Origin of the sequence: Chryseobacterium balustinum (assembly GCF_900168205.1) — a bacterium.
Lineage (GTDB): Bacteria > Bacteroidota > Bacteroidia > Flavobacteriales > Weeksellaceae > Chryseobacterium > Chryseobacterium balustinum.
The window spans coordinates 253,851-267,532 of sequence record NZ_FUZE01000003.1; the positions used below are offsets into that span (position 1 = coordinate 253,851).

Here is a 13,682-nt window from a genome sequence, read left to right on the forward strand (position 1 = left end):
ATGAGTGCAAGAATCAATATGGCAACTGCAGATGCTGCCGCTTACAAAGCAATGATGGGATTGGAAGGATATCTTCAAACCATTTCTTTAAACCATATTCAGAAAGAGTTAATCAAAATCAGAGCGTCACAAATCAACGGATGTGCTTTCTGTCTGGATATGCATACAAAAGACGCAATGAAATATGGTGAAACTCCTCAAAGAATTTATCTTTTAAACGCATGGAGAGAAGCGTTGGAGCTTTATACTGAAGAGGAGCAAGTGCTTTTGGCAATGACGGAAGAAATTACTTTGATCAGCCAAAAAGGTCTGACTGAAGAAACGTATTATAAGGCTAAACAATTGTTTGATGAAAGCCAGATTGCTCAAATTATTATGGCAATTGTCACCATCAATTCATGGAATAGAATTGCAATCTCTACCCATTTGCCCATTGCAAAGTAAATTATAGATTTATTTAAATCAATAACAAAAATCGCTTCCCAATTATTGAGAAGCGATTTTCCTTTGAAGGAATTAATTTTACTGTTTACAATTGAGCTGCAGAACGTTTGCATTTAAAGGCTGTTCGATTTTTCGATCTAATTTTTGATCATTCAAAGTTACATACACTTCCATAGAACCTGTTCCGACATGCAGAGACAAAATGTGTCCGCCAAAAGCATTGAATTGATCATCAGTCGCCACGCCGTGAACGTGTATTGACGGACCTTTTTCGTTCCATGCGATTGAACCCGTCAAACTTCCCATTTCCACTTTACTGAATGTTTTAGGATTAAATTTTTTAGCATTAAAATCATAAAATCCAAAAGTTACTTCTGATGCAAAGCCAATTCCCGTAAAGCTTGCAGACGGAATATTTTCTGTTTTCGCCAGATTTTCAATATTGGAAATTACATCATCACCTTGTCGCAATACCATCAGATAACCTGTCGGCGTTTTGATGTAACGACAATTGTCTTTTTGTTGTGCTGAAAAAGTATTCGTAATTAAAACTGTAAATAGTAATATAATAGTTTTTAATACCTTCATAATCAATTGAATTTAAATTTTTAGAATGAAATTTTCACACCAAATCAACAGTATATTTGCTTAGAAATTAAATTTCTTTTAGTTCAGAATTAATAAAATTCAATTCTTCCTGAGATAGATCGAAAGACATTGCTTTTGCATTTTCAATGGCTTGTTGAGCATTTCTTGCTCCAGCTAAAACCACTGTAATTGCTGGTTGTAATGTTGTCCAACGTAAAACCAATTGAGAAAGTGTAACTCCTTTTTCCTTGGCAATCGGTTCTATTTTTTCTAAGAAAGATTTCACTTTATGTAAGTCGAACTGTGAAAAATAGCCGTTTCTGTGATCGTTTTCTTTTAATTGATCTTCTTTGAAATATTTTCCTGTCAGAAGACCTCTTTCCATTGGACTGTAAACGATAATTCCTGAATTATTTTCTAAAGAATAGGAAACCAAATCATTTTCAATTGCACGGTTCAGCATGCTGTAAGAAACCTGATTGCTTGCTAAGTTCAATGTTTTATTGGCTTCTTCCATTTGCTCAACAGAACAATTGCTCACACCTGCTGCACGGATTTTTCCTTGTTGAATCAAGAGTTCCATCGCTTCCATAGTTTCACTAATTGGCGTTGTAGAATCTGGCCAGTGCAATTGTAAAAGATCGATGTAATCTGTTCCTAATCTTTTTAAACTTTCCTCAACTTCCTTAATAACATTTTCTTTTGAAGCGAGTTTGTACACAGGAAGTATTTTGCTGTCATCATTTGCATCGAAGAAAAATTCACCTTTTCCATTATTGCTTCCGTCCCAAACCAATCCGAATTTTGTCAGCAACTGAATTTTCGAACGGTCTTTTCCTTTGATAGCTTCACCAATCATTTCTTCACTCAATCCGAAACCATAAAAAGGAGCGGTGTCAATGGAAGTTACACCATGATCTAGAGAAGCATGAATTGAGTTGATAGAATCTTGTTTTTCATTTCCACCCCACATATTTCCACCGATTGCAAACGCTCCGTGAGTAATCACTGAAAGTTCTAAATCTGTGTTTCCTAATTTTCTATATTGCATTTTTTTTTGTTTTAATTTTTTAAGTTGATTTAACCACAAAAGTCACAAAAGTTTTTGTTGAAGTACTTTCGTTTTAAAGTTTATGTATTGAAGGCAGTAAGGTCACATAAGTCGAAAATCTAAGATTTTCAAAATCTTAAGTGTTCTTTTCAACGAAATAATTTTAGCTTAAAATAACTTAAGTGTAAAAGTCTTTTGTGACTTTTGTGGTTAAAATATTTACTAATTATTTTTTAATTCCTTTAAAATAGCTTCACCCACACTTTTTGCAGACTGCGGATTTTGTCCTGTAATTACTCTTTGATCGGTCACTACATGATTTTGCCAAAGCCCTGATTTTTCAAATTTCGCACCTCTTTCTTTCAGCTTATCTTCCAAAAGGAAAGGAACTACGTTTGTTAATTTTACTTCAGCTTCCTCCTCATTCGTAAAAGCATTGATTTTTTTACCATCTACTAAATACTTTCCGTTATTCAGCTTAATATTCACCAAACCAGCCGGACCGTGGCAAACTGCGGCTACAATTCCTCCGTTTTCATAAATTTTTGAAGCAATTTTTGATAATTCGGTGTTGTCTGCAAAATCCCACATTGCGCCGTGACCTCCTGCATAAAAAATGGTAGAATAATCATTTGGATTTACCTGTGAAGGCTGTAAAGATTGGTCGATTTTAGCTTTGTCTTGACTTCCCCAGAATTCTTTATTGATAGGACCTTTTAAATCAAATCCATCAACAGGAGGAGTTCTGCCTTTCGGGCTTACAAAATCAATTTCGTAACCGGCTTTGTGAAGAACTTCCCAAGGATGCGAAACTTCACCCAGATAATATCCGGTTTCTTCGCCGGTGTCACCTTTTTTGTCATGACTGGTCACGACAAATAAAATTTTCTTTTTCATATTTTTTGATTTTTTGGTTTGTGATTGTACGAATCCTACTGTAAATAATGCAAGAATTAATAATGCTAATTTTTTCATATTTAATGATTTTTTAACCATTAAGGTTTATTTAAGAAGTTTATAATATTAGGATCTAGCAGCGCTTTAAGCGTGTGCTTTTTAAAAAAATCTGTTGATTTTCCTTAATTAAGCTTAACATCTTAAATTTTCTTAATGGTTTAATGTTTAAATAATTTCAGTTAAATAAATCTGAGGTTTTTCCTGCAGTTTTTCATCAACCAAATCTCCAAAAGCTTTAATGTAAGGCTGTTCGTTATGCTGTTTCAATCCTTCTTCGTTTTTCCAGATTTCGTAGAAAATAAAATGATTTTTATCTTCAATTCCTTGATGAAGTGTGTACAATTCGTTGGCTTCTTCTTTTCTGGTTTCTGCAACCATATTTTGAAGGACTTCAAAAACTTCGGCTCTGTGCTCTTCTTTTGCTTTTATTATTGCGGTAAGATAGATTTTCATTAGACTAATTGTGGTTTTAGTTCTTTTTCAAAAACGTTTGTAAGATGTTCTCTGTATAATTTCATATCGCGCTCGATATTTGCATTTTTCTCTACATCATGGAAATGAAAACTCTCCATTTTTTCTAAAGAAACAAAAGCGTTCATTCTGTGAAAACCAAATAAGGGGCCGTTATCTACACTTGTTTCGTTGAAAAATTCTCCGGGAAGCGTGAAGGCTGTTTCTGGTGCATTCCAGCTTGTGGTCACCATATATTTTCTTCCGCCCAACATTCCGCCAGTTCCGTAGTTGATTTTTGGATTTTCAGAAGTTCTTCCGTCGCTCATGTAAATTCCTTTTGCGTGACCGGCTGTGAAAACTTCATCAATATATTTTTTCAAACCATTCGGCAACTGAAACCACCAAATCGGAGTGTGGTAAATGATATAATCTGCCCAGACAAATTTTTCTACTTCTTCGTGTTTGTTGTAATTATCACTTGCGTTGGTGATTTTCACTTCTACATTTTCAAATCTTTTTAAAACTTCCAATGTGTTGTCTGCAATAGTCTGATTATATTTTCCTCCTGAATGTCCGAAGTTTTGTCCACCGTTGATGATTAATACTTTTTTCATTTTGTATGATTGTTTAAATTTTACTCTGCAAAGTTATGTTGGGATTTTGTATAATTAAAATAATATAAATTATATTAAACTATCAGAATAATGATATTTAAAATTTTTTATTTTGAAAACTCTTCATTTATTGCGAAGCAAAATTTATTATTACATTTATCTTTTGCAAATTTTATTTTCATGGTTAAAAGTCATATTCTGTCAGAGTTAAAATTATTTTCTGTCATGTAAATTTGTTTGATAATTAAAAGAATAATGATACAAATTGCGGTTTTTGGGGATGTGCATGGAAATCTTCCAGCTTTGGAGACGGTTTTAAATGATATTGAAGAAAGAGGAATTCGTCAAAAATTCTGTTTGGGAGACCTCGTAGATTTTGCTCCTTGGGGAAATGAAGTAATTGAAAAAATAAGGAATCTGAACATTCCTTGTTTAATGGGAAATCATGATGAAAGAATTGGTTTTGATGTCCCTGTAATTCCTTTAAGCAAGCATTCTGAAGAAGAAACGGCTGCAAGATTTTTAGCTATTAATCATTCTAAAAAATACATTACAGAAGAGAACAAAGCATTTTTGTCAGAATTGCCTTTTCATTTAAAGCTAAATTATAAAATAGGCGAAAAACATTGGAGTATTCAATTGGTGCATTCCAGTTTAGAAAGTAATGATATTTATTTATATGAATCAGAAAATGATGAAATTTTTAAAAATATGTTGAGTGAATCTAAGTCTGATGTAATTATGATGGGGCATACTCATAGGTCATTTAAAAAATATTTTAATGGAAAATGGGCAATTAACAGTGGTTCTGTTGGTCGCTCAAGAGAAGAAAACCGATTGGCTTCTTATGTAATCCTGACTTTGGATGAAGAAAAAATCACTCCTGAAATTATTCAGTTAGATTATCCACTCGAAAAAGTTGTTCAGGAAATTGAGAAAAGTGAAATCCCGAATTATTATGCTTCTTTCTTAAGAAATGAAAAACTATCAGTATTCTGATTATTTCGTAAATTTGTATCATAATTAAAATAACTATTATGGTTAATTTAGAATGGTACCGCACTTTTAAAGCGATTTATAAAACCGGAACATTAACCGGAGCAGCAGATTCTCTGTTTATTTCGCAACCCGGAGTAAGTTTGCATTTAGGCTCATTGGAAGCTTATGTTGGATACAAATTATTTGACAGAACCGGAAGAAAAATGATTCCGACTGAAAGAGGAAAGGTTTTGTTTAATGCGATTTCAGAACCTTTAACTAAGCTTGAAGAAGTTGAAAAGAATTTTCAGAAATCTACCGAAAAACATACACCAACCATCAGTGTCGGAATGTGTTTTGAAACTTTTCAGACTACTTTGGAACAGTATGTTTCGACGCTGGATTTTAATTTAATTATCAGTTTTGGTGAGTATCCTGAGATGTTGGACCAGCTGGATAAAGGAATTTTAGATTTAATTATCACTCCTAAAAAAGGAACGTCACCCAATATTCTGCACGAAGCATTTTCTTCTGAACAAATTATTTTGGTAGGCGGAAAAGATATTGATACAGAAAGTTTTGGTGAGGTTTTAAAAACCAAAGATTTCCAAAAAATTGAAAGCTGGCTGAAAAACGAAAAATGGTACGGTACAACCGGTGATATGGAACATCTTTTTCAGTTTTGGCTGATGAATTTCGGACATAAACCTAATTTCAGACCCAATTATATTGTTCCGAACTTAAATTCAATTATCCGTTGCCTGAAAGGAGGAACCGGATTGGCCGTCGTTCCTGATTTTTTATGTAAAAATGAAATTGAAAGCGGTGAAATACAACTGATTTGGGAAGGCGATAAAAAACTTGAAAACACTCTTTATTTCGGCTGCCGAAAAAAGACCATGTATCAATCTGAAATCGACCACATCAAAGGACTTTTCCGTCAGGTGATGAGTGGAGTTGAGGCATGAAATTAAAGAATCGCTATTTGAATTGGTATAGGAAGCATGAGCGTTAAGAAAATTTAAATTTAATCCGTTAAAAAATTCCCACTGTTTGAGCATGTTACAATTTTGAAATTAATGATAAATTATAAATTCATGCGAGTTTTGGGAATTTTAGGATTAAATTTTAATTTTTAGCGAAGGATTCCAAAACTTGAATTTTTGCTTCTTTTGTTTTAAGACAAAAGAAGAATATACTATCTTTGCATCACACAAAACCCAAAACATCAGACATGTAGAATTTAATTTCTTTCAGATTTAATAAACAATAACGAAAAATGTTATTGCAGTTTAACCTTACTAAAAGAAAGAAATTATGCTTTTTCTACACAATATATCCTTTGGGTTTCCTGCGGGAAATCTGCTTTTTAATTCTATCAATTTAACGATACCTTCTCACACAAAATCGGCTTTGGTCGGAAGTAACGGCACGGGGAAATCTACCTTGCTGAAAATTATTGCCAATGAAATTGAACCTTTGGCAGGAAATGTCAATATTCATGGTGATATTTTCTATGTTCCACAAATGTTTGGAAATTTTAATCACTTGACGGTTGCGGAATGTTTGAAAATCAATCAAAAACTTGATGCACTTCAAAAAATAATCCATGGCGAAGTAGATAAAATTTATTTTGAAACTTTAAATGACGATTGGGACATTGAAGAACGCTGTCAAAATGCCTTACAATATTGGAAACTTGAAGATTTAGATTTAAACCAAACTTTGGAAAGTTTGAGTGGCGGACAAAAAACAAAGGTTTTTCTTGCAGGAATTCAAATCAATCAGCCTGGAATTATTTTACTCGACGAACCTACGAATCATCTCGATTTGGAAGGTCGAAATCTGTTGTATGATTTTATTGAAAAAACAAATTCAACGATTGTGATTGTGAGTCATGACCGAACTTTGCTGAATTTAGTTGATACAATTTTTGAATTAAGCAATCAGAGAATTTCAACATACGGAGGTAATTATGATTTTTATGCCGAACAAAAGGAAATTGAAAATGAAGCTTTACAAAATGATATTCATTCTAAAGAACGTGCACTGAAAAAGGCTAAAGAAAAGGAACGTGAAACTTTGGAACGTAAACAAAAACTCGATGCACGAGGAAAAGGAAAGCAGGAAAAATCGGGTGTTGCAAGAATTATGATGAATACGTTGCGGAATAACGCGGAGAAAAATTCTTCGAAACTGAAGTCTGTTCATGCAGAGAAAATCAATGATATTTCGAGTGATTTGCGGGATTTGCGTTCGTCGGTTAGAAATGCTGACCAAATGAAAGTGAATTTTAATGATTCGAATCTGCATTCGGGGAAAATCTTGATTTCGGCGGAAGAAATTAATTTTAAATATGACCAAGAAAATCTTTGGAAAGAAAACCTCAATCTTGAAATTAGAAGTGGTGACCGAATTTCCATCAAAGGAATGAACGGTTCGGGGAAAACGACTTTGATAAAGCTTTTGTTGGAAGATTTGCAACCTTCTTTTGGAGTTATTTCGAAGTCAGATTTTCAGACAATTTATATTGACCAGGAGTATTCTTTAATTGATAGAAATGCAACGATTTATGATTTTGCCGAACAGTTCAATGATAATGCGATGCCCGAATCGGAAGTGAAAACATTCTTGTCAAGATTTTTATTCGGAAAGGAAACCTGGGATAAAAAATGTGATGTTCTGAGTGGTGGAGAGCGTTTTCGACTTCTTCTGTGCGGACTTTCCATCAGCAACAAAGCTCCCGATATGATTATTCTCGATGAACCCACGAATAATTTAGACCTTCAAAATGTAGAAATTTTGACGAATTCTATTAAAGATTATCATGGAACTTTGCTGGTGATTTCGCATGATGAAGTTTTTTTAGAACAAATTGGAGTTGATAAAGAGATTGTTTTAAAATAAGTCTATTTAAACTAAGCATATTTAAACTAATTTTAGATTTAACCACAAAAGGAACAAAAGACAATTATAAAGTTATCATTAGATATTCAAAGTTCTCAAAAGAATAAAAAATCTAAGATTTTTAAAAGCTTTTGTGTGCTTTTTAAACCTTTAAATAGAAATATCTAAATCTTTTGACTCTTTTGTGGTTAAATAAAAAGTTTGAAAATTAAAAAGATAAAATAGCTTCGTGAGTTGAGGTTACTGAAGTTATTTGTTATAAAAGTTTCAAAATCCATTGATGAATGTCATTCAATACGTTTTCTCTGATTTCTTCATTCAATATTTCATGACGCATTTCAGGATATATTTTCACTTCTACCGCTTTAAACCCATCAAGTTTTAAATTTCCAACAGTCTTCGTCACGCCTTTTCCAAAATCTCCTATAGGGTCATTTTGCCCGCTTACAAAAAGAAAAGGGAAGGACTTCGGAATAGCTTGTGCCCAATTTCTCGCCGTTGCTTTTTTGTAAATACTGAATAACGCATAAAACGCATTGTTGGTGAAAGGAATTCCGCAAAGTTCATCCTTAGAAAATGCATTTCTATTGGCGGGATTTAGGCTAAGCCAGCTTGTATCGCCAAAGTCTTTATCTTTTTTAAATTGTTTGTTGTTGACAATATTAAAAATGTTATTGAAAAAAGTTCGTTTTTGAGGAGCCAGTTTATTAGCTAGAGAAAAATAGGTTTTCACTAAATTAATTCCTGTCAAAGGTCCGCCAGTTCCAGTAATAATGACACCCGAAAACTGATTGCTCATTTTTTGAAGAAGACACCGCGTGATAAAAGACCCCATTGAATGCCCCAAAATGAAATGCGGAACATCAGGATATTGCTCCATCAGAAATTTACTCATTTTTTCGGCATCTGTAATCAATCTTTCATCAGGATTATTGCGTTGAAAAAATCCAATATCTTTCTTTTCTTTTACCGATTTTCCGTGTCCTAAATGGTCATATGTCAACACCGCAAATCCTCGATTGGCAAAATATTCTGCAATTTCTGAATATCTTCCACTATGTTCCTGCATCCCGTGAACGATTTGTAAGGTCGCTTTTACAGGAATTTCTTCGGGATAAAATAAAGTGTAAAAGAGTTGGGTTTGATTGGTGGCGTTTTCAGATAAATATCCTGATTTTTGTAGTGATTTCATGGTGTGATTTGGTTTTTTGAAGGATAATTAAAGACCTGAATTAAAAAAGAATTATTCGTTTAATATTGATGAAATATCCATCTGTTGATGAAGAATTCTAATGATTTCAATCTCTTCATTTTTAATATTAATTCTGTAAAAGATGAAATGAGATTTTACTCTAGAACGAAAATATCCTTTCCTGATTTCATTATAATCTTTTCCTGATTTGGGATTTCCTGATAAATGTTCAATTTCGTTTATTATTAAATCAAAATAATAATCTGCCTGTCCTTTTGACCAAGTTTCAGAAGTGTACAACCAAATTTTTTCTAAATCATTCAGTGCTTCTTTGCTGATTTTGTATTTCATTACTCAGCAGAATGTTTTTGATGAAGATTTTCTAGAAACTCTTTGCGGTCAAAATTCTCAACAAATCCTGATTTTTCTCCTTTTTTTAATTCATTAATTAATTCTGTTTTCTTAGATTCTTCATGTTCAAACATTCTCAAAGCTGTTCTCACAACTTCGCTTGCAGAGGAAAATTTTCCAGACTTGATCTGTTGACTAATAAAGTTATCGAAATAATCACCTAATAATATGGATGTATTTTTTGCCATTATTTTAATTTTAAATCAAATATACCAATTATTGGTATATTGTAAAAGAATTATAGTAAGTTACTGAATAGTATCTCTTTATATTCTTCTAATGAATAATTGTTTTGTTGATCAAGTTTGATTAAAAAGTTAACATATTCCTCACTATTTGTTGCAAAATATTTTACAGATTGTTTTAATGAAATTAAATCTATAAGATGATGCAATTGATGATTAAACTTTTGAGATAAATCTTTTTTGATAAAAACTCGCTCTTTAGATAATGGAAATATATAATCATCTTCATACACTTTAATATTATTAGTGGTTTTGAAAATAATTGGAAAATCTGAACAGATTGAAGGTAGCTCTTTTGGTCTACCAAATATATGATATTGGATATCACAATTCAATCCTCGAATAGGATCTAATAAAGAATTATAAAGTTTGTATGCTTTATAAAATTCAGGTATATTTTTTAAATCTGTACTTAGTTTTTCATTGTAAATTCCATCTTGATTATTTATCTTAAATCCTAATTGTTTATGTGTATGTCTCTCTATATAATCTTTTAGGATTTGCTTACAATATGGAGATCTCCAATAAATTTGACTAACGAAATTATTAATATAGGGCATGTCTTTTTCACTAACACCAAATCTGTTTTCATAACTATTGGTATTGATTGCCTGAAGGATTTTCGCAAAACTACTGTCGACTTTTTCATATAATTTTTCCATAAAGTCACTTTCTCCAAAATCAGTTGTGATAGTATTATCTTTTAAGATATAAAAATGAGAAGCAGGATAAAATAGTTTTCCTTTTTGCTTGAAATTTTTTGTTTTTATATTGAAGATTTTAAATTGTTCATTTTCATTTGTTCATTTTCATTTGTAAATCCTTTAAGATAGAAGACGGGTAAGAAATGATGTTTTTGAGATTGGCTCATTGTTATGGTTGGAATTAAATCAAATATAAGGAAGATGAAATGAAATCTTAGTATATAATTATCAGTATGATTTCCACCCCACCAAAAAATAAAATCCACCACAAATTTGCCCACCCAATTTTTTAAAAGTAATTTTGCATGAATCTAAAATAAAAGTAAAATATGTCAACTTACGTAGTTGTAGGTCTTCAATATGGAGATGAAGGTAAAGGAAAAATAACGGATGTTTTATCGGCAAAATCAGATTATGTAGTGCGTTTCCAAGGGGGCGACAACGCTGGTCACACGGTTTATGTAGGTGAAGAAAAGTTTGTTTTGCACCTTCTTCCATCGGGAGTTCTTCAGTGCAAAGGGAAGTGTATCATTGCTAACGGAGTAGTGGTAAATCCTAAATCTTTCATTAAGGAGGTGAATCAGATCGAAAGCAAAAACATGAGAACTGATCACATTTTCATCAGCAGAAGAGCGCATGTCATCATGCCTTACCACATTCTTTTGGATACTTACCGTGAGGAAGAGCACGGAGGAACGCAAATCGGGACTACTAAAAAAGGAATCGGACCTTGTTATGAAGATAAGATCGCAAGAATCGGTATCAGAATGGTAGATCTTTTGAATCCTGAAATTTTAAGAGATAAAATTGAGAAAAACTTAAAAGTTAAAAACTCTCTTTTCGAAAAATATTACGGAAAGCCTACTTTGGATGTTGAAGAAATCTATAATGAATATTTAGAGATCGGAAAGCAGCTTCAAGACAGAATCGTAGATACTGAATTAGAATTAAACGAAGCCATCAGAGACGGTAAAAACGTTTTATTTGAAGGAGCGCAAGCTTTGATGTTAGACATCGACTTCGGAACATATCCTTACGTTACTTCATCTTCTCCGTCAACAGGAGGAGTTTGTACAGGAGCGGGAGTTCCACCAACTTCACTTCAAAACTTAATCGGTGTTGCAAAAGCATACTGTACAAGAGTTGGAAACGGACCTTTCCCATCTGAATTAGACAACGAATTGGGTGAGAAAATCAGACAAATCGGTGGTGAATTCGGAGCGACTACAGGTAGACCAAGAAGAACAGGTTGGTTAGACCTTGTTTCTTTGAAGCACGCTTGTATGATCAACGGGATCAATAACTTGGTAATTACGAAATTAGACGTTCTTACAGGAATTGAAAACCTTAAAATCGTTACTCATTACAAAACTGAAGACGGAAAAATCATTGATTATTTCACTTCTTCAACAGAAAAATTATACAACTACGAACCGATCTACCAAGATCTACCGGGTTGGAACGAAGATTTAACAAAAGTAAGAAGCTATGACGAGCTTCCTGATACTGCTCAGAAATACATCGAGTTTATCGAAAAGTATTTAGGTATCAACGTATATTTGGTTTCTGTAGGTCCTGAAAGAAGTCAGAACATCATCAGAAAAGAATTATTCTAACGAATATTTTCAAATAAATAAAAAAGAGACTGTCAATCGATAGTCTCTTTTTTTATGTCATTCTGAACGAAGCGAAAGCGTAGTGAAGAATCTAAAAACTATCAACTAATAACTAACAACCAAAAACTAATCTTTTAGAAGCTATTTCCCGCTGTTCACTATATCTTTTTTGTTTTTTCCGAACCTGATTTCCTTCACCAAAACAAAAAAGGATGTCGTTCCCATCGGGGCTAAGAAAGTAGGTTTCTTTTTAAAATAAAGATATAGCGAGTTTTTTTCACGTTCTTAAACCACCCCGTCAAAAATTCTTCCGAATTTTCGCCACCCCTCCAAAGGAGGGGAATTAAAAAAGCTATTTCAATCATGATGATTATTCTCAATCATGTAACTTCCATCAACCATCAACCATCAACCATCAACCATGAACTATCAACCATCAACCAACCTCAAAACCTATCCATAAAATAGTTAAATTTTAAACTTTAACACTGATTTTGATATAAAGTTAAGTTTTTGTTAAGTTTTTGGCAGAAATTTTGATAGTGCTTTAAAGATTATTTCAAATAGTATTGAAAACTGATAATCTATATATTAACAATTTTAATTTTATAGTGATGAAACACCTAGAACACAACCAGGAATTTCGACTGAACGAAATCCTTTTCGAAAACCGTAACAAAGCGTATGGTGCGTATGTATTAAGAACAGAATCAGACAGGATTTTAACCAAAGCATTTTTTATAGGTGTCGGTTTATTGGCTGCGGTTTCTATTATCCCAACTGTAATTTCTGCTTTTCAGTCACCTGAAACAGGGATTATTGAAAACCCTATTCCTCCAGGTTTGATTGATGTAGATGCACCTTTAGATCCGCCTGCTGAAGTTTTACCACCACAAACTGTAACGCCACCGCCACCAAGTGTAAAACAATATGATGCTACAGTTGTTACTCCTACAAGAAATGCAGACGAAAGTAATATTGTAAAAGATATTCCTAAAGATGCGATTGCAGGAGTGAAAAATGATTTTATTGCACCACCAGCACCAACTATTAATGTCCCTACAAGTGTGATTTCAGGTCCAGGAACAGCTGTGCCGCCAAAAATTGTTACACCGGTTGAAGTTCCTGTGAAAGTTTCTAATGAACCGGAAGTAGCTGCAGTGTTAGCAAAATTTGAAGGAGGTATCGATGCTTTTAGAAATAAAGTGATGAATAAGTTTGATGTTACTGCTTTTCAAGAGGAAGGAAGTGTTTCTACAACAGTTACTTTCATTGTAGAAAGAGACGGTACTATTTCAGATATTAGAACTAACGGAAAAGATGCTTCTTTCAACGCAGAAGCCATCAGAACCATTAAAGCGGTAAAAGGAAAATGGGAGCCGGGTAAAAATAAAAAAGGAGAGTCTGTAAGAAGTTATTTTAAGTTTCCAATTACCATGAAATTTGATAATTAAATATCTTAAATGCGAATCTCAATAGTTATCCACAAAGATTTATTTTTGTGGATAATTTTTTTAATGTA

The 13,682-nt window shown here is 32.9% G+C and carries 15 protein-coding genes; 6 read left to right on the top strand and 9 right to left on the bottom strand.

Annotated elements, in window-relative coordinates:
* Window positions 1-444, top strand: coding sequence for a carboxymuconolactone decarboxylase family protein (locus tag B5X64_RS06720; RefSeq protein WP_079464495.1), 444 nt, complete (start codon window positions 1-3; stop codon window positions 442-444).
* A 78-nt stretch (window positions 445-522) separates the two neighbouring features.
* On the opposite strand, the gene B5X64_RS06725 is transcribed toward B5X64_RS06720, so the two are convergent.
* From B5X64_RS06725 to B5X64_RS06745, 5 genes are all read right to left on the bottom strand, one after another.
* The gene (locus B5X64_RS06725; protein ID WP_066676096.1) at window positions 523-1,032 is read right to left on the bottom strand and encodes a PPC domain-containing DNA-binding protein; all 510 of its coding nucleotides are present in this window, start codon (window positions 1,030-1,032) and stop codon (window positions 523-525) included.
* 67 nt (window positions 1,033-1,099) lie between these two features.
* Window positions 1,100-2,083 carry an aldo/keto reductase gene (locus tag B5X64_RS06730; protein WP_079464577.1) on the bottom strand — a complete coding sequence of 328 codons (984 nt, stop codon included), beginning with the start codon at window positions 2,081-2,083 and terminating at the stop codon, window positions 1,100-1,102.
* 222 nt (window positions 2,084-2,305) lie between these two features.
* Entirely contained in the window at window positions 2,306-3,058 is a 753-nt protein-coding gene (locus B5X64_RS06735) for a type 1 glutamine amidotransferase domain-containing protein (protein WP_079464578.1), read from the bottom strand.
* 147 nt (window positions 3,059-3,205) lie between these two features.
* Window positions 3,206-3,493, bottom strand: a complete 288-nt coding sequence (locus tag B5X64_RS06740) for a putative quinol monooxygenase (protein ID WP_079464496.1) — start codon at window positions 3,491-3,493, stop codon at window positions 3,206-3,208.
* Window positions 3,493-4,107, bottom strand: a complete 615-nt coding sequence (locus B5X64_RS06745) for an NAD(P)H-dependent oxidoreductase (RefSeq protein WP_079464497.1) — start codon at window positions 4,105-4,107, stop codon at window positions 3,493-3,495. Before B5X64_RS06745 ends, B5X64_RS06740 begins: the two co-directional genes overlap by 1 nt.
* Window positions 4,108-4,362: 255 nt before the next feature.
* Here B5X64_RS06745 and B5X64_RS06750 point away from each other — a divergent pair, with 255 nt between their 5' ends.
* The 3 genes from B5X64_RS06750 to B5X64_RS06760 all read left to right on the top strand — a co-directional run bounded on the left by B5X64_RS06750 (window position 4,363) and on the right by B5X64_RS06760 (window position 7,992).
* Window positions 4,363-5,106 (top strand): metallophosphoesterase family protein, encoded by a 744-nt coding sequence (locus B5X64_RS06750; protein ID WP_079464498.1) that lies wholly within the window; start codon window positions 4,363-4,365, stop codon window positions 5,104-5,106.
* Between the two features lie 38 nt (window positions 5,107-5,144).
* Window positions 5,145-6,053: a LysR family transcriptional regulator gene (locus B5X64_RS06755; protein WP_079464499.1), complete on the top strand. Its 909-nt coding sequence runs from the start codon at window positions 5,145-5,147 to the stop codon at window positions 6,051-6,053.
* A 349-nt stretch (window positions 6,054-6,402) separates the two neighbouring features.
* A complete protein-coding gene (locus B5X64_RS06760) occupies window positions 6,403-7,992 on the top strand; it encodes an ABC-F family ATP-binding cassette domain-containing protein (RefSeq protein WP_079464500.1) in 1,590 nt (529 codons plus the stop codon).
* 256 nt (window positions 7,993-8,248) lie between these two features.
* On the opposite strand, the gene B5X64_RS06765 is transcribed toward B5X64_RS06760, so the two are convergent.
* From B5X64_RS06765 to B5X64_RS06780, 4 genes are read right to left on the bottom strand one after another with little or no spacing between them, the layout of a single operon-like run.
* On the bottom strand, window positions 8,249-9,184 hold the full coding sequence (locus B5X64_RS06765; protein WP_079464501.1) for an alpha/beta fold hydrolase: 936 nt from the start codon (window positions 9,182-9,184) through the stop codon (window positions 8,249-8,251).
* Between the two features lie 51 nt (window positions 9,185-9,235).
* Window positions 9,236-9,535 (bottom strand): type II toxin-antitoxin system RelE/ParE family toxin, encoded by a 300-nt coding sequence (locus B5X64_RS06770; RefSeq protein ID WP_079464502.1) that lies wholly within the window; start codon window positions 9,533-9,535, stop codon window positions 9,236-9,238.
* Window positions 9,535-9,783, bottom strand: a complete 249-nt coding sequence (locus B5X64_RS06775) for a type II toxin-antitoxin system ParD family antitoxin (protein WP_079464503.1) — start codon at window positions 9,781-9,783, stop codon at window positions 9,535-9,537. The genes B5X64_RS06770 and B5X64_RS06775 overlap by 1 nt, the downstream gene beginning before the upstream one ends.
* A 50-nt stretch (window positions 9,784-9,833) precedes the next feature.
* Entirely contained in the window at window positions 9,834-10,619 is a 786-nt protein-coding gene (locus B5X64_RS06780; protein WP_079464504.1) for a DUF4238 domain-containing protein, read from the bottom strand.
* Between the two features lie 254 nt (window positions 10,620-10,873).
* On the opposite strand from B5X64_RS06780, the gene B5X64_RS06785 reads away from it, so the two are divergent.
* Together B5X64_RS06785 and B5X64_RS06790 are read left to right on the top strand one after the other, a co-directional pair.
* Entirely contained in the window at window positions 10,874-12,160 is a 1,287-nt protein-coding gene (locus B5X64_RS06785) for an adenylosuccinate synthase (protein ID WP_066679480.1), read from the top strand.
* A 614-nt stretch (window positions 12,161-12,774) separates the two neighbouring features.
* Window positions 12,775-13,614: an energy transducer TonB gene (locus B5X64_RS06790; RefSeq protein ID WP_079464505.1), complete on the top strand. Its 840-nt coding sequence runs from the start codon at window positions 12,775-12,777 to the stop codon at window positions 13,612-13,614.
* The last annotated feature ends 68 nt before the right edge of the window (window positions 13,615-13,682 follow it).